General features: G+C 71.6%; 17 protein-coding genes. 5 read left to right on the top strand and 12 right to left on the bottom strand.

The window, feature by feature from the left end; translation table 11 throughout:
• Positions 1-225 precede the first annotated feature (225 nt).
• The 3 genes from ACFU5F_RS03485 (at position 226) to ACFU5F_RS03475 (ending at position 3,229) form a co-directional block, all read left to right on the top strand.
• Complete coding sequence (locus ACFU5F_RS03485) at positions 226-1,746, top strand: S8 family serine peptidase (RefSeq protein ID WP_383881291.1); 1,521 nt, start codon at positions 226-228, stop codon at positions 1,744-1,746.
• Between the two features lie 11 nt (positions 1,747-1,757).
• A complete protein-coding gene (locus tag ACFU5F_RS03480) occupies positions 1,758-2,117 on the top strand; it encodes a hypothetical protein (protein WP_383881286.1) in 360 nt (119 codons plus the stop codon).
• A 113-nt stretch (positions 2,118-2,230) separates the two neighbouring features.
• Positions 2,231-3,229, top strand: a complete 999-nt coding sequence (locus tag ACFU5F_RS03475) for an endonuclease/exonuclease/phosphatase family protein (RefSeq protein ID WP_383881283.1) — start codon at positions 2,231-2,233, stop codon at positions 3,227-3,229.
• Between the two features lie 51 nt (positions 3,230-3,280).
• Here ACFU5F_RS03475 and ACFU5F_RS03470 read toward each other — a convergent pair whose 3' ends face one another.
• The 9 genes from ACFU5F_RS03470 to ACFU5F_RS03430 form a co-directional block, all read right to left on the bottom strand.
• Complete coding sequence (locus ACFU5F_RS03470) at positions 3,281-3,805, bottom strand: ribosome-inactivating family protein (protein ID WP_383881280.1); 525 nt, start codon at positions 3,803-3,805, stop codon at positions 3,281-3,283.
• 261 nt (positions 3,806-4,066) lie between these two features.
• Positions 4,067-4,291: a translation initiation factor IF-1 gene (infA, locus tag ACFU5F_RS03465; protein ID WP_383881277.1), complete on the bottom strand. Its 225-nt coding sequence runs from the start codon at positions 4,289-4,291 to the stop codon at positions 4,067-4,069.
• The gene (locus ACFU5F_RS03460) at positions 4,288-5,079 is read right to left on the bottom strand and encodes a GNAT family N-acetyltransferase (protein WP_383881275.1); all 792 of its coding nucleotides are present in this window, start codon (positions 5,077-5,079) and stop codon (positions 4,288-4,290) included. Before ACFU5F_RS03460 ends, infA begins: the two co-directional genes overlap by 4 nt.
• Before the next feature lie 204 nt (positions 5,080-5,283).
• Entirely contained in the window at positions 5,284-5,784 is a 501-nt protein-coding gene (locus tag ACFU5F_RS03455; RefSeq protein ID WP_383881273.1) for a GNAT family N-acetyltransferase, read from the bottom strand.
• 126 nt (positions 5,785-5,910) lie between these two features.
• The gene (locus ACFU5F_RS03450) at positions 5,911-6,456 is read right to left on the bottom strand and encodes an AAA family ATPase (RefSeq protein ID WP_383881271.1); all 546 of its coding nucleotides are present in this window, start codon (positions 6,454-6,456) and stop codon (positions 5,911-5,913) included.
• A gap of 288 nt (positions 6,457-6,744) precedes the next feature.
• Positions 6,745-7,578, bottom strand: coding sequence for a PIG-L family deacetylase (locus tag ACFU5F_RS03445; RefSeq protein ID WP_383881268.1), 834 nt, complete (start codon positions 7,576-7,578; stop codon positions 6,745-6,747).
• Positions 7,579-7,774: 196 nt separating this feature from the next.
• The gene (locus ACFU5F_RS03440) at positions 7,775-8,230 is read right to left on the bottom strand and encodes a (2Fe-2S)-binding protein (RefSeq protein WP_383881265.1); all 456 of its coding nucleotides are present in this window, start codon (positions 8,228-8,230) and stop codon (positions 7,775-7,777) included.
• Positions 8,231-8,252: 22 nt separating this feature from the next.
• Positions 8,253-10,403, bottom strand: coding sequence for a molybdopterin cofactor-binding domain-containing protein (locus ACFU5F_RS03435; RefSeq protein ID WP_383881263.1), 2,151 nt, complete (start codon positions 10,401-10,403; stop codon positions 8,253-8,255).
• A 526-nt stretch (positions 10,404-10,929) separates the two neighbouring features.
• Positions 10,930-13,215: a PQQ-binding-like beta-propeller repeat protein gene (locus ACFU5F_RS03430; protein ID WP_383881260.1), complete on the bottom strand. Its 2,286-nt coding sequence runs from the start codon at positions 13,213-13,215 to the stop codon at positions 10,930-10,932.
• 389 nt (positions 13,216-13,604) lie between these two features.
• Between ACFU5F_RS03430 and ACFU5F_RS03425 the strand changes: the two genes are divergently transcribed.
• Positions 13,605-16,379 (top strand): alpha/beta hydrolase family protein, encoded by a 2,775-nt coding sequence (locus tag ACFU5F_RS03425; RefSeq protein WP_383881257.1) that lies wholly within the window; start codon positions 13,605-13,607, stop codon positions 16,377-16,379.
• A gap of 167 nt (positions 16,380-16,546) precedes the next feature.
• On the top strand, positions 16,547-16,801 hold the full coding sequence (locus ACFU5F_RS03420; protein ID WP_383881254.1) for a hypothetical protein: 255 nt from the start codon (positions 16,547-16,549) through the stop codon (positions 16,799-16,801).
• Positions 16,802-17,155: 354 nt separating this feature from the next.
• Here the strand turns inward: ACFU5F_RS03420 and ACFU5F_RS03415 are convergent, their stop codons facing one another.
• Genes ACFU5F_RS03415 through ACFU5F_RS03405 form a run of 3 tightly spaced genes read right to left on the bottom strand, consistent with a single transcriptional unit; the run spans position 17,156 to position 19,217 of the window.
• Positions 17,156-17,314: a hypothetical protein gene (locus tag ACFU5F_RS03415; protein WP_383881252.1), complete on the bottom strand. Its 159-nt coding sequence runs from the start codon at positions 17,312-17,314 to the stop codon at positions 17,156-17,158.
• Positions 17,314-18,360 (bottom strand): zinc-binding dehydrogenase, encoded by a 1,047-nt coding sequence (locus ACFU5F_RS03410; protein ID WP_383881249.1) that lies wholly within the window; start codon positions 18,358-18,360, stop codon positions 17,314-17,316. Before ACFU5F_RS03410 ends, ACFU5F_RS03415 begins: the two co-directional genes overlap by 1 nt.
• Entirely contained in the window at positions 18,357-19,217 is an 861-nt protein-coding gene (locus ACFU5F_RS03405) for a fumarylacetoacetate hydrolase family protein (protein ID WP_383881247.1), read from the bottom strand. The genes ACFU5F_RS03410 and ACFU5F_RS03405 overlap by 4 nt, the downstream gene beginning before the upstream one ends.
• Between the last annotated feature and the right edge of the window lie 35 nt (positions 19,218-19,252).

The raw sequence follows: 19,252 nt of genomic DNA, 5'->3' as shown, positions 1-19,252 counted from the left end.
ATTGTCGGGCGGTGAGGCGGTGTACGCCTCCTCGAAGACCTTAAAAGGTGAATTACCTTCTTTTGTGCGAGATTGGTGCTTTGTGGGGGCAATCGAATCCGCGGCGTGCAGCGTACGGAGTGCAACGTACGGCGCGCGGCCCCGATCGAGGGCCGCTGAGCGCGGTACACACCCGCCGTCGGCCGCTGTGCGGCACACATCCCCAGGTGGAACGAGGTGACAGCGGTGAACGCGTCCTACCAGAACGGAAGCCCGAGATTCCTCAGCAAGCCGAAGATGCCGAAGCTGGACAGCGGCCTGCCCAGCATCGTCTACGCCCAGGCCTCACCCCGCTCCATCGGAGGGACCTCGCTCTTCGAAGCAGGGCCCGCCACCGAGCGTACGGCGCAGTCGGTCCAGTCGGAGGTTCGCGTGGTGGAGGAGGCCGCGCGGCAACTGCGTGAGGCCGGGTTCACGGTGTTCCGCGAGGCCGGACGTGCCCGGGGCGGCCCGGCCGAACTCGCACCGGAGGCGACACTCAACATATCCGGGCCTCCCGACCTCTACGAGCGCGCCTTCCACTGCTCGCTGCAGCCCGAGGAACGGCCGGTGCTCAAGGAGCACCAGCGGGAAGATCTCGCCACGTTCGTGGAGTGCCCCCAGACCGACATGCCGGGTTTCATCGACACGGCGGACACCGACTTCGCCAACGTCCTGGAGGGGGTCGCGATCGAGGAGCCTCGATTCTTCTTCGCGACCGCGCTGGCACCCACCACGGACTACTGGCACCTGGATGTCCCGGGCGACGTATCGCTGGGCTGCAACGCCGACAAGGCCCATCGCGCCGGCGTCACCGGCAAGAACGTCAAGGTGGTCATGACCGACTCGGGGCACTTCGCGCACCCGTTCTTCTCGGCGCGCGGCTACCGGGTGAGGCCCGTGGAGCTGGGGCCGGGCGCCACCGCGCCGGCCGACGACGAGAGCGGGCACGGCACCGCCGAATCCGCCAACATCTTCGCCGTCGCGCCGGACGTGGACTTCACGATGGTCAAGATGAGCTTCTTCAACACCATCGGGGCCTTCAACAGGGCCGTCGCGCTGAACCCCCAGGTGATCAGCAACAGCTGGGGGTCGAGCAAGCGGCGCCCCAACGAGTTTAGCGCGGCGGACCAGGTGATGGCCGCCGCGGTCGCGGTGGCCGTCGCCGCCGGCATCGTCGTGGTCTTCTCCGCGGGCAACAGCCATTTCGGCTTTCCAGGGCAGCATCCCGACGTCATCTCCGCCGGTGGGGTCTTCATGTCGCCCGACGGGGCCCTGCGCGCGTCGGACTACTCCAGCGGCTTCGCCAGTGAGATCTTCCCCGGCCGCAATGCGCCCGACCTGTGCGGTCTCGTCGGCATGCTGCCCAGGGCCGCCTACATCCTGCTCCCGGTCCAGCCGAACGACGACATCGACCGCGACCTCGCCGGGGACAACCATCCCGACGGGGACGAGACCCTGGCCGACGACGGCTGGGCCGCCATCAGCGGGACCTCCGCCGCCGCTCCCCAGATCGCCGGTGTCTGCGCTCTGGTGAAGGAAGCCGCCCCCCACCTGAACCCGGCCCAGGTCCGGGACGTCCTGCGCAGCACGGCCCGTGATGTGGCCGCGGGCCGCTGCTTCCTCCGGCCGGGTATGGGGCACTTCGCTGTCCCGGGCCCCGACCTGGCGACGGGAACGGGTCTTGTCGACGCGCAGGCCGCCGTCACACGCGCCCGCCTGCTGTAGCGGCCCGCGCCGTGTCCAAGGGCCGACAGCAGGACCTCCTGTCCGCGCTGGTCGTCCTCCGTTCGGCAGGGGAGGAGGCGACCACGGACGGACTGACCGCCGACCGCGTCCACCGGTTCGTCCCCTCCCCGGATGCCGTCCGGACCGTCAGCCGCTGGTTCACCGCGCGGGGTTTCGAGGTCGGTGACGCGGTAGGCATCTCCTTCGCGCTCACCGGCCCTCGTTCCCTGTTCCACGACACCTTCGGACTCCCGGAGGACGCCCCTCGACCGACGGCGCTCCCCACCGACGCCCTGCCCGGGGACGTGGCCCGGTATGTCAGCGAGATCACCTTCGCCGCGCCCCCGGACTTCGGCCCGGCCCACCCCTGAGAACTCGGAGACACCCGCGGTCCACACCACCGGCCCCCACCCCGTGTCCTGCGACCGGTGGGTGACGCACCGCGCCCTGCACGGCGACCGCGGCACACCAACAGGAGGCACCTGTGGCACAGATACGCATAGCGACGTTCAACCTGGAGAACTTCGACGAGCCGGCCCCGGACAAGCCCCCGTCGCTGGCCGACCGGATCGCGCTGATGAAGCCGCAGATCACTCGGCTGCGGGCGGACATCGCCTGCTTCCAGGAGGTGCACGGTCAGGAACGTCCCGGCCAGCCGCGTGACCTGCTCGCGCTGAAGGAGCTGCTGGCCGGGACCAACCTCGACGGCGCGTCCCTGACCAGCACCAAGCCCGCGAACGACGCGGTCTTCGACCTGCGCAACCTGGTCATCGCCACCCACCTGCCGGTCATCAAGCACCAGCAGCTGAAGAACGACCTGGTCAACGAGCCGCGCTACCAACGGCTCACCGCGAAGCCCCCGGACGCCGCGCCGGTCGCCATCGGCATCGAGCGCCCGATCCTGCACGCGCAGATCGACATCGACCACGAGGCGCCCGGCCGACTGCTGCACATCATCAACGTGCACCTCAAGTCCAAGCTCCCCAGCGACATCCCGGGGCAGCTCACCGGCCCCTTCATGGACATCTGGCGCAGCGCCGACAGCTGGGCCGAGGGCAGCTTCCTGTCGTCCATGAAGCGCATGAGCCAGGCCCTGGAAGTCAGACGGCTCGTCGACCAGATCCTCGACGACGACCCGGAGGCGCGCATCATCGTCGCCGGCGACTTCAACGCGGAGCCCGAGGAAGTACCGGTCCTGGCCATCTGCGGCAATGTCGAGGACACCAACAACGGCGACCTCGCCACCCGGGTCCTCGTCCCCATCGAGCACACGATCCCCAACGAGGCCCGCTACACCCTCTTCCACCACGGCCGTGGCCAGATGATCGACCACATGCTCGTCACCCGCAACCTGCTCGCCCACTACCGCGGCTCGGAGATCCACAACGAGATCCTCCACGACGACTCCATCGCCTTCGCCACCGACGTCAAGTATCCAGAGTCCGACCACGCCCCCGTCGTGGCCGCCTTCGACTTCGACTGACGCCCCGAGGTGGCGGGGAGGAAGGGCCGACCCGGCGTCAACGGCGCCGGGTCAGCGGGGGCGTGATCCGTCGGCCGGCTCCATGTAGAACACGTAGCCGATCAACTGCTGCAGGTCGACGTTCTCCACGCCCATCTGGGCGCCGCCGGTACGGTGGTCCCGGATGTTGGTCCGTATGTTGTCGAAGATCCGGCCGAAGCGGGCGGCTTCGGACGTGCCCCGAATGATCATGACGAGTGCCTGACTCGGCGCCGCCCTGCCGTTCTGGCTCTGCAGGTGTGTGGTGGCCCTGCCCAGCTGCTGCAGGGCGTTGTCGAGGCGGGGCCCGTTGATCTGGAGGTTGCTGCGGCTGCCCTGATCACCGGCGTTGCCGGAGAAGTTGGTGCAACTGCCGTTCCACGGGAGCGCCGTGGAACGGATGCCGAGCAACTCGTCGAACCTGGCGCGCCGGTCCTCGGTGAAGACGTAGCGGCCGCCGCCCTGCCCGGCCTGGTAGAAACCGGCCAGGTACAGGTCGTTGTTGATTTCATCGAGGGCGTCCCGGAAGAGGTCGTGGCCGGTGACGCGGTTCCTCACGTGGGTGAGTCGGTCGGCGAACAGCGACGACCGAGGAGTGAGCCCCGTGCGGGGCGGGTCGCCTCGACGCCGGTTCCGGGCATCTGGCAGGGGTTGCCTGTCGGGCCCCTGGCCCTGGCCCTAACCTCACAGCGCACAGTGCGTGCCCCGTCACCTGGAGCAACCTCGGCGGGCCCGATCGCGGCCGCCCGACGCCCCGGGTCACGTCGTCACCGCGACCCGGGGCTCGGGATCAGTCAGCGAGGAAGCCGCCGACCGCAGCTAGTTCCGGTACCGGAACACGATCCGGCCGCGCGCCAGGTCGTACGGCGGCAGCTCCACCAGCACCCGGTCCTCCAGCATGATCTTGATGTAGTTCTTGCGGATCTTCCCGCTGATGTGCGCCAGCACCTGGTGGCCGTTCTCCAGCTCCACCGTGAACATGGCGCTGCGCAGGCACTCGACGACCCTGCCCTCGACTTCGACGACGTTCCTGTTCCTCGTCATCGCACCAGCTCCAGGTTGCTGCTCATCCGCCGGGCACCGATGCTCTCGAACAGCGCCGAGGCCGCCCGGTTGGACTCCTGCACCTCGGTCCACGCCTCGGCGAACCCGGAGTGGTGCAGCGTCCCCAGCGAGTGGGCGAGCAGCGCCCGCGCGATACCGCGACGCTGCTCGCCGGCCCGGACCGCGAGCAGTCCGACACGCGGCCGGATCGGGATGACCACCCGGATCAGCCCCAGGTAGCGGTCCGGTGTCGCGGCCACCGCGTACTTGGACGGGTCGACGACGCTGTCGCCGTCCGGGAACGGAATCACCTCCGCGGGCATCGACTGCCACCCGGCACCCGCCCCGACTTCGTCCCGGACGGCACGGTCCACCGCCCGCAGCAGACTCTCGTCCGCCTGCCCGGCAGGCACGATCGAGACGCCGGAGGGCGGCCGGACGGTCCGCAGCCCCGTGACCCGTGGGTCGGTCGGCACGGCGTACTCCCACTCACGGCGCCGGACGGCGAAGCCGGCCCGCCGCCAGCGAGCCGTCAGCTCGACGTCGGCTTCGTCGACCACCGTGTGCAGAGGTGCCGGCAGTTCCGCCAGCAGGGCCTGGGCGAGCCGGTCGAAGGCGGTGTCGTGCCAGGCGTCGATGCTGACGAACAGGCGTCCGTCGGCCCGGTGCTGCGCATGCCCGCGGCCGACCACCACGTCGTCGTCCAGCGCATGCCATTGCCTGTCCGCGACACGCGTGATCATCACCGCGTCGTCGCTCAGGCCGGATGGGAAAGGCTTTGTGTTCATCGGAGTCTCCCTCCAGGAGTGCCTCGATCTCAGGCGCTCCTGGCGACACCGAACGTCAGCCGCCGGACCGTGACGAATCGAGGGAGCACCCACGGGTAACTGTGTTCACGGGGACTCACCTCCTACGACGACTTCACGGTCCGCCGAGAAAGTATCAGCTGGACGCTACGGCGCTCAAAGCCTTTTGCGGGTACGTCCCATGCTCTACGGCCGGCGCGACAGATCGCGTTGGTACCAGGTACCCGGCTTACCGTCCAGGTGGGCCGGATCGGCCGGTCCGACCAAGACGAACCCGGCCTTGACCAGGACCTTCCGAGAAGCGGCATTCTCATGGGAGGTCGCGGCCCGCAGCGTGCGCAGTCCGTGCCGTGACGCCGCGAGCAGACACAGCTGCCGAACGGTCGCGGTGGCCACCCCACGCCCGGTGACGTGCTGCGCGACCCGGTAGCCCAGCTCCGCGGTGCCGTCGTCGATGTCGACCAGGTTGAACCTGCCCAGTACCGTGCCGTCCTCGGCGAGAAGCACATGGAAAGCGCAGACGCCGGCTTCCTGCTCGGCCAGCAGGGCGGTGTACCGGTCGGTGAACCGGTCGAAGAAGTCGTCGCCGCGATCGGGGACCGACGCGGCGAAGTAGGCGCGGTTCGCTCGCTCGAAGGCCAGGACCGCCGGGGCATGAACAGGATGCAGCTGCTCCAACTCGGGCATGGCCCGAATGTATCCGGCCGGTGCGGCGAGGCCACCCGAGTTCTCGCGGGCGGCAGTCGGGGAGCCCGGCCGTGCCGCGCAGCGCTCTCCCGCCGGACTTTCCCGGTGACCTTCGCGGGGGCTTCCTCAGCCGGCGACGCGAGCAGCGTCGAGGCCGGCGAGGATCCGGTCCACGGTCTGGTCGGGTGTCTGATGGGACGTGTTCAGCCAGAGCCCGCGGCGGGGCGTCTCCTGGCGCAGCGCGTGGTCGAGGACGTCGATCGTCCAGGCGACGCCGTAGCCGCTCTTGCGGCGGCCTGCCTCGCGCAGGGCGACCGCCTCGGCCGAGGGAGCGAGGACGACCAGATACAGGGGCCTCGTCGTCACGGCGTCGAGGAAGGCGTCCAGGTACTCGCCGAGAACGACGTCCTGGACGACGACGGTCCACCCCGCCCCCGCGTACAGGTCCGCGACTGCGGCTGATGCCTGGTGGCGCAGTCGCAGTTGTGCCGTGGCCTCTGCGGTCGGCTCGGGCGTGAACTCCTCACGACCGCAGACGACCATCCGCCGGAAGCCGTCTCCGCGCAGGTGCACGGAACGGGGGAGCCGCTCGGCCAGCGACTGGGCGACGGTGGACTTCCCGGACGCCATGACACCCGTGACCAGCACGACTGCGGAGCTGAGCTCGTGCACGGCAGGCCCCCGTCGTGATGCACCAGAGTCGTCGATCACCCATGCTGCCACGCTCGTCGTCCCCGGCCGTGGCTCGGCGCTGATCCGTGACGACTCCGCGAGCAGGCGGCGGCCCGTCACGTCGGCGGTCCGCCCCGAGTCGGAGCAGACCGCCGGGCTCTCGGCCTCGGTTGTCGGACACCTCCGCACACCGCCGGAGTGAGCCTCGCGCGAGGGGCCCAGGAGGATGGGCCCCGCTCGATCACGCCGTGACGTCGAGAGGCGCTCGTGGCGGGTGGGGCGGGCGGGTCAGCGCAGTCCGGCGAAGAGATCGTTCTCGGGCAGAGCCGCACCGGTGGGGTCCTGGACGCGTACGAACGTCTCCATGCCCATGAACTCGCCGAACCGCACCTTGCCCATCTTGAGGAAGAAGATGTTCTCGCCCTGACTGGCGTGCGCGGCCAGCGAGTCGAACTTCTGGCCACTGAACGCGGTGGTGTCCACCCATGTGGTGATCTCGTCGTCGGGGAGGCCGATCTTGGCCATCGCGGCGACCTCGGCAGGATCGGGCTCCGGCATCTCGGGATGGAACTCGCGCATGATCTCGCCGAACCGCTGCATCATCGAGCGGGGCATCGTGGTCCAGTACACCTTCGGTGTCAGCTCCGTCATCTCCAGCGCCGCCATCGTGATGCGGTGGGCCTGGATGTGGTCGGGGTGGCCGTAGAAGCCGTTCTCGTCGTAGGTGACGACCACGTCAGGGCGGTACTGCCGCATGAGGTCCGCGAGCCGGGCCGCGCCTTCCTCGACGGGGGTCTGCCAGAAGGATCCGGGTGCGTCGTTGCTCGGCCAGCCCATCATTCCGGAGTCGGCGTAGTCCAGCGTCTCCAGATCACTGATCTTCAGGACCTCGCAACTCGCCTCGAGTTCCTGACGGCGCATCGAGGCGACGGCCGAGGGATCGTGTCCGGGAGCGCCGGGCTTGACACCGCCCGGTCCGTCACCGCATCCGCCGTCGGTACACGTCACGAGAACCGTCCGGACGCCCTCGGCCGCGTACCGCGCGAGGACCCCTCCGGTTCCGGTGGCCTCGTCGTCGGGGTGCGCGTGCACTGCCATCAGCGTCAAGGGCCGGTCAGCCATGAATAAAATCCCTCTGCAGACATACGAATGGGTCCGAGTGCGCGGCGGACGTGCCTCGACTCTCGTCGATCTAACCGCGACGGCCGTACCGGCTGTTCCCGGCACGGCCGCTTGTTTGAGGCGGCTTCGCGCGCGATCCCGACAGGCCCGGCCGATGGCTCGGGGTCCGCGGTGGTTCCGAGACACCGCGAGGCCGTCAGCCGCTCGCCGCGGCCTTCTTGATCGCTTCGCGGATCCGGGAGTACGTCCCGCAGCGGCAGACGTTCTCGATGCGGTCGATGTCCGCGTCGGTCGGGTGGGGGGTCTTCTTCAGCAGGGCCACCGCGGTCATGATCTGACCCGGCTGGCAGAAACCGCACTGCGCCACATCGCGGTCGAGCCATGCCTTTTGCACCGGGTGCAGTTTGTTCCCGTCGGCCAGCCCCTCGATCGTGGTGACCGCACGGTCCGCGCAGTCGGCGACCGGAACGACACAGGGCTGGATCTCCCCGCCGTCGAGGTGGCTCGTGCAGGCGCGGCAGACGCCGACGCCGCAGCCGTACTTGGGGCCGGTGACGTTCAGCATGTCCCGCAGGACCCACAGCAGCGGCATGTCGGCCGGCGCGTCGACCGTGACCGGCTTCCCGTTGAGGAGGAAGGAGTAGGAGGGCATCGGTACCTTCTCGGAGTTCGGCTCAGAAGTCGAGCGGGAAGCGGCGGGGCCTGGTGCCGGTCGCCCGGGCGTAGGCGTTGGCCACGGCGCCCGCCGCCGCGGGAACACCGAGTTCACCCGCCCCGCCCGGCTCCCGTCGGGAGGGCATGATGTGCGCCTCGAAGCGCAACGGGGCGTGTCGCTGGCGGGCGTACCGGAAGTCCTCGTAGCTGCTCTCGCGGACGGCGCCCCGGTCGATGTGCAGCCCGGCGTGCAGGATGGTGGAGATGCCGTCGATCGCGGTGCCCATGAGCTGGGCCTCCAGCCCACCGGGGTTGACGGCCGTTCCGACGTCGGCCGCCATCACCGCCTTGGTCACCCGGGGGTTCTTCGGATCGGTGGCGTCGATCTCGACCAGACAGGCCACGCACGAGCCGTACTCCTCGTGGACGGCGACCCCCTGTGCGCGGCCGGCCGGCAGGGGCCGGCCCCACCTGCCGGCGTCGGCCACCTTGTCGAGGACGGCCTTGACGGCCTTGCTCCTGAGCGTGGTGCGCCGGAAGGCTACCGGGTCCTTGCCCAGGCTCCGCGCGACCTCGTCGACGACGATCTCCTCCGCCGTCCGCATCGTCCCGGAGTCCACCGACCGCCACGCGCCGAGAGGGATCGCCAGCTCGACCGAGCCCCAATCCCCGGTGACACGACCGAAGTTGTACAGGCCGCTGTCGCTGGGCAGGGGACCGGCGGCGCGGGTGACAGCCTCGGTGACCCGGCCCTGGACGGGCCCCTGGGCACGTCCCTGAGCGGAGGGTGCTTCCCCTTCGTACGCCTCGCTCACGGAGGCCATGGTGTGGGTGAACGCCACCACCCTGCCCCGTGCGTGGCTGGCCCGGATCCGGTGGTGGCTGGCCGGGCGCATCCTGCCGTGCCGGATGTCGTCGGCACGGCTCCACATCAGTTTGACCGGCAGGTGTGCCGCCTTGGAGATGAGGGCGGCCTCCATCGCGGCATCGTGGTTGAGTCTCCGCCCGAAGGAGCCGCCGCCCCGGACGACATGGACCTTCACCTTCGACGGGGACAGTCCGACCGCCGAGGCGATGGTGTCCCGCGCGTCCATCGGACTCTGGGAGGAGAACCAGATCTCCGCGCGGGACGCGCGGACGTCCGCCACCGCGGTCAGCACCTCCATCGGGGCGTGGCTGACGAAGGCGAACTCGAACTCGGCCTCCGTCTGCTTGGAGCCGCGCGGCGGGGTGCCGAGCCTGGGTACGGCGGCCCGCAGCCGTGAGCGGATCGCGGCGTCGGAGAGCGGCACGAGAGGGCCCGGAGCCCAGGTGATCCGCAGGGCGTCCCTCGCCGCGAAGGCGTGATGGAAGGACTCCGCCACCACGGCGACCCCGCCGGCGACCTCGACCACCGCGTGGACGCCCGGCATGGCCCGCGCGGCCCGGGAGTCGACCGAGAGGGCCTTCCCGCCGAGCGTCGGCGGCCGGGCCACCACGGTCGGCTTCGCCCCGGCCACGGTCAGGTCGCCGGTGTAGTCGGCCTTGCCGGTGACGATGTCCCGGGCATCGATCCGGGGCGTCGCCTTTCCGATCACCCGGTGCCGGGAGGCCGGCTTGGGTTTGGCCGACACGGCCGGCCGGCTGATCCCCGCGGCGCTCGCGGTCAGCGAGCCGAAGGTGGCCTTACGGCCGTCCGGGGCGACGACCTCCGTGTTCCGCGTCCGCAGGGTCCGCGCGGGGACCTTCCAGCGCCTGGCCGCCGCGGTCACCAGCTTGGCGCGCGCCAGGGCGGCCAGTTCGCGGGCCGGGCCGTACAGCGAACTCACCGAACTCGAGCCGCCGGTGAACTGGTTGCCCCGCGCACGGGCGTCGGCGAGCGGGATCTCGACGTCGGCGAGCCGGGCGTCGAGTTCTTCGGCGATCATCATGGCGACCGCGGTGGTGACACCCTGGCCGACCTCGACGCGCGGCAGCCGGACGACGACCTTGTTGGCCTTGGTGACCTGGAGAACCAGCATCTCCTCGTCGGCGCCGGTCACCAGGACGTCGGACGGCCGCCGCGTGGCGTCGGCGGAGGGCTCGGCGCCTTCCGCCGGTGCCGCGTCACAGCCCAGCGGCGCGGCCACGGTCAAGGTGGATGCCGCGAGCGAGTACACGACGAACCTGCGGCGGGACAACTGACGCGCCAACGAACGCCCCTCTCCGAGTATCCCCGTGCTTCGACTGGTTTGAGGGTCCGGCGCCCTTCGGGGTTGCCTGCGGGAGCAGAACTGCCGAAAAGAGTGCTGTGTCGAGCCGGAGCCCGGGCGCGGGGCGGTGGGGTGTGCGTCGGGGGAGAACGAGGCGCGGCCGTCGTGCGGTTGCTCGGCCAGGGTGAGGCCGCGGAAGAAGACGCCTTCGGGGGGGCAGCCCAGTGGTCAGGGCGGACGACCCGTGCACTCCGTCGGTCGAGAGCACCTCGGGTGCTGCGTAAGGGCATCGAGCACCGCACGCCGACCGCGGACGCCGCGTGGTCGAACAGGCGGAGATGAGGGCGGCCCGTTCCAGCGGCGCCTGGCGTACCTGCCTGGACGAGATCAGGAAGCAATGGGACGCCCGCGCCGGCGGACACCGTGGACGGCGCGCAGGCACGACGTGCGGTGTACGAGCGCCGGGCGGGCCAACGGCCCGGCCCGACCTGCCGGTCACAGCGGCCTGGCGGGGCAGCCTCGAGGCTCAGTCCCCGTGCTCGCTGATCGCGTACACCCTGCCCTCGTCGTCGCCCACGTAGACCGTGCCGTCGGCCACGGCCGGCGCGGACCCGGCCGAGGCGGTCGTGATCGCGTTCCAGTTCGTGTCGCCCGTGCCCGCGTCGACCGCGTACACGTGGTCGCCGTTGACCACGTACACGACGCCTTTCGACACCACCGGGGCATAGGGGGTGCCGTAGCCGACGGAGGTGCTCTGCCACTTGCGGCGGCCGCTCGCCGCGTCCAGGGCCATCAGCTCGCCCTCCCCGGAGGCGTAGACGGTGTCGCCGGCGACCGCGGGAGCGGAGCCCTGCCAGTCGCCGCTGGCGACGGACCACTTCTCCGCGCCGGTCGCCGCCTCCAGGGCGTAGAGCGTCTCGTCCCGGCTGCCGACGTAGAGCGTGTCACCCGACAGGACGGGTGCCGACTCGATCCAGTCACGGGTGGGATACGTCCACTTCTTGTCGCCGGTGGCGGCGTCCAGCGCGTACACCTTGCTGTCGCCGCTGCCTATGTAGACGGTGCCGCGCGCCACCACCGGGCGGGTCTCGACGGCGCCCTCGGTGCGGTATGACCACTTCTTGGCGCCGGTCCGGGCGTCCAGCGCGTACACCTGGGCGTCACCGCTGCCGACATACACCGTGCCGCCGGCTTCGACCGGTGTGGACTCGACGCCGGCCCCGGTGGTGTAGGCCCACTTCTTGTCGCCGGTGGCGGCGTCCAGGGCGTACACCTTGCCGTCGCGGCTGCCGACGTAGACGGTGCCGTCCGACACGAACGGCGAGGCCTCGATCGCCTCGCCGGTGCGGTACGCCCACTTCTTGTCGCCGGTGGCCGCGTCCAGCGCGTACACCTTGCGGTCGTTGCTGGTCACGTAGACCGTGTCGCCCGACACCACGGGCGCCGACTTGACGGCTCCGGTGGTGGCGAAGGTCCACCGGTTGCCGCCGACGGGGGAGTCCTCGGTGTCACCGCTGTACAGGCGGGAGAAGCTCGACATGAGGGCCACTCCGCCGACAGTGAGACCCGCGACCACGACAGCGGCAGCCAGGCCGCCCCCCAGCACCGCGGCCCACGGGCGGGCACGGCGCCCTCCCGGCCCGACGGTGACCGACACGGACAACGGGTCGGCGAAGGGGTTGCCACCGGGCGGCGGGGGTGAGCCCGGGGCGGTCTGCGTGGCCCACGCCCAAGTTCCGGACGTCACGGAGTCGGCTGCGGTACGCCCCTGGGGCGAAGCGGCCCACGTAGGTGCGGTCGGGGAGGTCGGCGCGGTCGGTGTGAAGGCGGCGACGGTGTGGACGGCGGTGGGCACGCCTTCGTCGACCGCCGGGCCACGCACGGCCGATCCGTCCGGCGCTCCGGGCGGACCCGGTCGGCGGGGCCGTGAGGCGGTGGCGGGCCGGGTCACCGCGGCCGGACCGGCGGGCACCGTCGCGGCGGCCCGCCCGGACTGCGAGGAGGCCGGCAGGGCGGCCCGCAGCCGGTCACGGACCTCGTCCGCCGTGGCCGGACGGTCGTCGGGGTCCTTCGCCAGCATCTCCAGCACCAGCGCGTCCACCGCCGGTCCCGGCCCCGACCGCACCCGGCTGGGAGCGGGCGGCACCTGCTGCAGGTGGGCCACCAGCAGAGCGGCGGTGTCCAGATCCCCGAACAGCCGCTCACCGGTGAGGAGTTCGTACAGCACGCAACCCAGCGCATACAGGTCCGCCCGGCCGTCACCCGCCCGCCCGGACAGCCGCTCCGGCGGCATGTAGGCCACGGTCCCCACCACGGCGCTGCTCGCCGTGGTCGTGGCCGCGTAGCGCGCGATGCCGAAGTCGAGGATCTTGAGCAGACCCGCGTCGGTGAGCATCAGGTTCGCGGGCTTGAGGTCGCGGTGCACGATCCCCGCGGCATGGGCGGCGGCCAGGGCGTCCGCCGCCTGGGCGGTCCAGCCCAGTGCGTCCGCGACCGGCGGCGGGCCGTCCTTGCGGAGCACGGTCGACAGATCCCGCCCCGAAAGCATCTCCATGACCAGGAACAGCGTGCCGTCCGTGTCCTCGCCCAGGTCGTGGACGGTGACGATGCCGGGATGGTTCAGGCCACCGGCCGTCCGCGCCTCGCGGAAGAACAGCCGCGTCCCCTCACCGCCCTCCAGATGGGGCCGGAGGAGCTTGACCGCCACCCGTCGCTGTATTCGGGTGTCGTGCGCGACCCAGACCTCGCCCATTCCCCCGCGCCCCAGCAACACCTCCAACTCGTAACGACCCGCCAGCATTCGCCCCGTCATGACGCTCCCTCACGCACCCGACAACCCTGCGACCCCCCTGTGCGGCACGGGGCCACGCAGGACACGCGGGCGATCGTAATGCCCCGCCCGCCCGCTCACGGCCCATGGATCGGCGCCCGCGGAAACCGCCCGCCACGAAACCGGACACATGCGTGCGCACCGGTGCGGGGCCAGAGGTGAGGGACGTTCGATCCCGTCACTGTCTCCGTTGCGTGACCCTCGAGGCAGGGTGTCCGACGCCGTTCGCTCACTCCTGCCTGAACGAAGGCACGTTGCGGGACATCACCGGTGTGGTCAACCCTCGGACACCTCTTCTCGTCCTACGTGACGCGTGAGGCGCCTGGGACCGACGGGATGTCTGCGCACAGGTTTTGAGGAGAGGACCATTGATGCGTGCCCGGCGAATAGGTGTGACCGCCGTGGCGGTGCTGGCGGCCCTGGCGGGTTCGCCCGGACCGGTACAGGCCGAACAGCCGCACCCATCCCGGTCGTTGAGCGCGACGGACCACGGTCCGCTGCCGCCGGGATGGCGGATCGACGGGGCGGGTGGGGCGAATGAACTGGTCTGGCGTGCGCCGAAGGCCGTGCCCCTGGGGGATGCGCGGGTCGAGTTCCGTACCGGGGACCGGCTGCTCGGCGTCCCGGAACAGGCGAGCGACGGGCGGACCTTCCGGCTCGACCTCGGCCGGGCACTGCCCGAGCGGCTGACGGACCTGCAAGTGACGGCTGCGGGGCGGCGACTGGACGCGGCGGCGGACCAGACGCACGGGTCCGGATCGGGCGCGGCACGGATGCCCGCACACACACCCATGTCGGCGAACGGCGTCGATCCGGGCAAGCCCGGCCGCTACCGTCCCACGGTCACCGGGAATTACCACCTCGACCCGCTGCGTCTGCCCGGGTACGCCACCCCGGTGGAGATGACCGCCCGGGTGGTGGCGCCGAAGGGCGCCACCGGGAGTCGGCCGCTGGCCCTGTTCCTGCACGGTCGCCACGACACCTGCTACAAGCCGGGCTCCGAGGACGACGTGGCCCGCGACTGGCCCTGCGCGAAAGGCTACAAGCCGATCCCGAGCCACCTGGGCTATCTGCGCGACCAGCGACTGCTGGCCTCCCAGGGCTATGTGACGGTGTCGATCTCGGCGAACGGCATCAACGCCCAGGACGGGGAGACCGAGGACGCCGGCGCGCAGGCGCGTTCCTCGCTGGTACGGCAGCACCTCGCCCGCTGGGCCGACTGGAGCGCCCGGCGGTCCACCGCTCCGGCCGTCGTGCGCCGGGCGCCGAAGGCCGACCTGTCCCGGGTCCTGCTCGTCGGCCACTCGCGCGGCGGCGAGGGTGTCAACCGGGCCGTCATGGACAGCCTCTACCCGCCGCCGGCCGCCGAGGACGGCTACCGGGGCCCGGTGCGCTGGAAGGTGCGCGGAACGGTGCTCATCGCACCGACGATCTTCGGCCAGAACCCGGTCGCCGACGTGCCGTCCGTGACGCTGCTGCCGGGCTGCGACGGCGACGTGTCCGACCTGCAGGGCGAGAACTTCGTCGACGGGACGCGCGGGACCGGGCGGGGCGCGGCCCTGCACAGCGCGGTCTACATGGTCGGCGCCAACCACAACTACTTCAACAGCGAGTGGACTCCGGGCCAAGCCGTCGCACCGGCCTTCGACGACTTCGCGACCGACCCGGAGGAACCGGACCCGGTGTGCACTCCGGGCGCCGCGACCCGGCTGAGCGCCGCCCGGCAGCACCGGGCGGGAGCCACGTACATCGCCGCCGCGGCCCGGCTTTTTGTCGCGGGGGACGATCGGGTGCGCCCACTGCTCGACGGTTCCGGTAAGCGGGCCCCCTCCGCGGACCCGGCCCGGGTGCTGACCCACGCGGTCGGCGGCCGCCGTGGCGGCGGCTTCCTGCCGGACGGCGGGGTGAAGGTGAAGGGCGCCCGGCTGTGTGCGGCGGTGGACCCCGACCCGGCGGCGGCCTGTCTGCACCCGAAGACGGCCGGATCGTCACCGCACTTCGCGTCGTGGGAGACGGAACGGGAGGTCGGGCGCGGCGCGGTCGCCCTGAAGTGGTCCAGGCCGGGCACCACCGCGCGGATCACCACGGCCGAGCCGATCTCCCTTCGCGGCTCCCAGAAACTCGCGCTGCGGGTCTTGGTACCGCCGAACACGACCGGCACGAAGGTGGACGTGTCCGTCACCGACTCCTCCCACCGCCGGGTGACGCTGGGCCGGATCCGGGTGGACGGGCTCCCCGGCTCCGCGAACACCGCCTCCTACTGGGCCCAGGAGCTGCGCGTCCCGCTGTCGGCGGCGAAACGGGCGGGGCTCGATCTCAGGCAGGTCACATCGCTTGAGCTGACCCCCCGTTCGCGGTCCGGGCGGGCCTGGCTGATGGACGCGTGGGGCTGGGCGCCCGGCACCGTTGCGACGGGGGCGACGGCACTGCCGCGGGTCGACGTGGGCCGCACCCTGGTCAAGGAGGGCGACGCGGGCACCCGTACCTACCGGATCCCGGTGCAGGTCTCCGGGCGCGGCAGTGGGCAGGTCCGCGTGTACGTCCTCGCCCCGGAGGGCGGGCGGACCGAGACGCGCCTGGTGACCGTACGACCCGGCAGCGACACGGTCGACGTGCCGGTCGAGGTGAAGGGCGACACGGTCTACGGCGACGACACGGAGCACGACATCGCCGTCAAAGCCGTCCGGGGCGCCGTCGTCGGCAAGTACCGGGGCGGCCTCACCGTCCAGAACGACGACCCCGAGCCGGTGATCACCCTGTCGCCGGTCGCGGACCGGGTGACCGAGGGAGGGACACTGACCTGGCGGTTGTCCGTGGACGTGCCCGCGGCGGCGGACATGTGGCATCCGGTGCGGGTGCTTGCGGCCGCGGAGGGCGCCGAGCTGTCCACCAAGGACGTGGACCCGCGGTGGCTCGCGGAGCAGTCCGGTGACGCGTCCGACCCCGAGCGGCCGCTGTCCGACGCGCATCTGTGGGTGTGGGTGCACATCCCGCCCGGGAGCGCCGCCGTGGACTTCGTCGTGCCCATCGTCCACGACCGGGTGGCCGAGCCGACCGAATCGATGCGGCTCGCGCTGACCGACAGACATGCCGAGCCGCTGCCCGACAGGCCGGTGCTGACGGGGACGGTGCTCGACCAGGAGTAGGCACGACAGGTACGGGGCTGAGGGAAGCCTCAACCGCGGGGTCCGGCCCGGCCGGACCCCGCACGAACTCCAGGCACGCACCCGCCTGGGCTTTCGGCCGACCGGTTACGCGGGGGTCTGCACCGGCCGCTGTTCTCGCGCCGTGCGACATCACGGAGGGACCACCCATGTTCGACCACATCGGCGGGTTGCGGCCGGAGGAAGCCGCCCGATGGACCGCGCTCGCCGAGCAATGCCGGCCCGTGCTCGCGAACGACGGGATGGAGGCCGTCCAACATCTGCTGGCCGAGCGCGGCTTGGGCATTCTCCCGCCGGTCGCGATCACCCGGGCCCTGCTCGGTTGGGCAGAGACACCGCTGGGCACCGCCACCGAGATCGTGACCACGAGCGCCGCTCGGGCGGCCACCGACGACGCCGACTGAGGGCACCCCGGCGAACCCCCACTGAAGGGCACGCCCACGACGCGCACCGAAGGCCCGCGCATCGCGTGCGCATGCCCCGCCGCCGCACGGAGAAGCCTTCCACGCGCGTCCGGCCCGGTCGCGGAGGCCGGGATCCCGGTCCTGGCCGACGAGTTCCTGACCGAAGCCGTGGTGGGGCGCCTCGTCGGCGAGCGTGAACCCGAAGTGCTCGTGGATCCTGCGGGCGGACGCCAGGTTGTCGGTGGTCCACGGGGTCACGCGCCGGTAGCCGGCCGCCGACGAACACCGCCCGCTGCTGGCGGGTGGGCGGCCACCCATGGGGGTTCGCGGTGACACGACGTCGAGGACTCACGCTCACCCGGCACCGTCGGTGTCCGCGATGCCGCCGACCGCTGCCATGCCGACGTTCTTCGCCGGCACGTCGAGTGGGCCGAGCGGGTCGGCGGCAGGGGCGGGGCCGATGCGCCCGTGCTGCCGGTGCCGGTCAGCGCCGACGTCGGCACGGTCGCTCATCAGGTTCTCCTCGCCGCCCTGGGCCGGGGGTCGACATGGATCTTGGGACCGGGCCCCGCGTCCGCCGGACGCCGGCCGGCGAGGACGGGGCCGACCTCGTCCAGGCCCACGGTGGCCGCGATGAGCGGGCGGGGGTCGACCGTCCTGTCGGCGTACGCGCGGATGGTGGCGTCGAGGCCGGGGGAGGCGGACAGGATGCCGACCGCGGTGACGTCCTTGAGGACGAGGGTGCGGGTGTCGACGCGGCTGGGCTCGCCGGCCAGCCCGATGTACACGAGCCGTCCGCCCGGCTCGACGAGTTCCAGTGCTCTGGCGGGCAGCGGGGCCGCGTTGGTGGCGTCGACGATCGCGTCGAAGGGCAGGCCGGGGACCGAGTCCTCCGTCCAGCCGTGCTCGAAGCCCAGCTGCCGGGCGAAGGCCAGGGAGGTCTCGGTGGCGCCCATCAGATGGACCTCGGCTCCGGCGGCGCGCAGGAACATCGCCACCAGCAGCCCGATCGTGCCCGGGCCCAGGACCAGGGCACGGTCGCCGGGGCCCGGGGCGGCCGCCCGCGCGGCGCGCAGAGCGTTGCCGCCGGGCTCCACCAGCGCGCCGAGGGCGTCGTCGACCACGTCGGGCAGCGCGTGCAACGACGAGACGGGTACGGCGAGTCGCTCGGCCAGCGCACCCGCCCGGCCACCGCGGATACCGACCTCCTGACGCTGCTCGCACACGTGCTGACGGCCGCGCAGACAGCGGCGACAGGCGCCGCACCCGAGCATGGTGTCGCCCATGACCCGGCGACCGACCCAGCCGGGGTCGACGTCGTCGCCGACGGCCGCGACCCGGCCGGCCCACTCATGGCCCAGCCGCATCGGGTAGGCGGCGTGCCCCTGGCGCAGGTAGGCCATCTCGCCGCTGAAGAACTCCAGGTCGGTACCGCACACGCCGACCCGCGCCACGTCGACCACGACCTCGCCGGGCCCGGCCACCGGTGCGGGCAGCTCCCGCACCTCGTACTGCCCGGGGCCGGTCAGCACGAAGGCGCGTACGGGAGCACCCTTCACCGGGGGGCCAGGACGTGCTGGCGCTGGGTGCCGAGACGGTCGATGCCCAGTTCCATCACGTCACCGGGCTGGAGGTAGACGGGCGGGGTGAGGCCCAGGCCGACGCCGGGCGGGGTGCCGGTGTTGATGAGGTCGCCGGGCTCCAGGACGAGGAACTGGCTGAGGTAGTGCACGATGAAGTACGGGTCGAAGATCATCGTCTTGGTGCTGCCGGTCTGCCGGCGTACCCCGTTGACGTCCAGCCACATGCCGAGGTCCAGGACGTCGTCGATCTCGTCGGTGGTGGCGAGCCAGGGGCCCGCAGGGTTGAAGGTCTCGGCGGACTTGCCCTTGGCCCACTGCCCGCCGCGCTCCAGCTGGAAGGCGCGCTCGCTGACGTCGTTGACGACGACGTATCCGGCGATGGCGTCCCGGGCCGCCTCCACCGAGTCGAGGTAGCCGGTCCGGCGCCCGATGACGATGCCGAGCTCGACCTCCCAGTCGGTCTTCGTGGAGCCACGCGGGATACGGACGGCGTCACAGGGGCCGACCAGGGTGTTGGGCGACTTGGTGAACAGGATCGGCTCGTCGGGCACGGGCATACCGCTCTCGGCCGCGTGGTCACGGTAGTTGAGGCCGATGCACAGGATCTGGTGGGGGCGGGCGAACGGGGCGCCGACGCGCTCCCCGGCGAACCGCTCCACCCGGCCGGCGGCCGTCCGCTCGGCCACGACGGGGCGGACGCGGTCGATGCCGCCCGATCCGAAGAACTCCTCGTCGAAGTCCGTGACGACGTCGGAAAGGTCGACGTACGTCTCGTCGTCGATGCGGGCGACGGGCTTCTCGGCGCCCGGGGCGCCGATGCGCATGAGGTACACGGGTCTGTCTCCAGGGGTGGTGCGGAACGATGGGC

Source organism: Streptomyces sp. NPDC057438 (assembly GCF_042802995.1).
In the GTDB taxonomy this organism is placed as follows: domain Bacteria; phylum Actinomycetota; class Actinomycetes; order Streptomycetales; family Streptomycetaceae; genus Streptomyces.
Note: the sequence above shows the minus strand (reverse complement) of the source record. Positions and strands in the feature narration are given on the sequence as shown.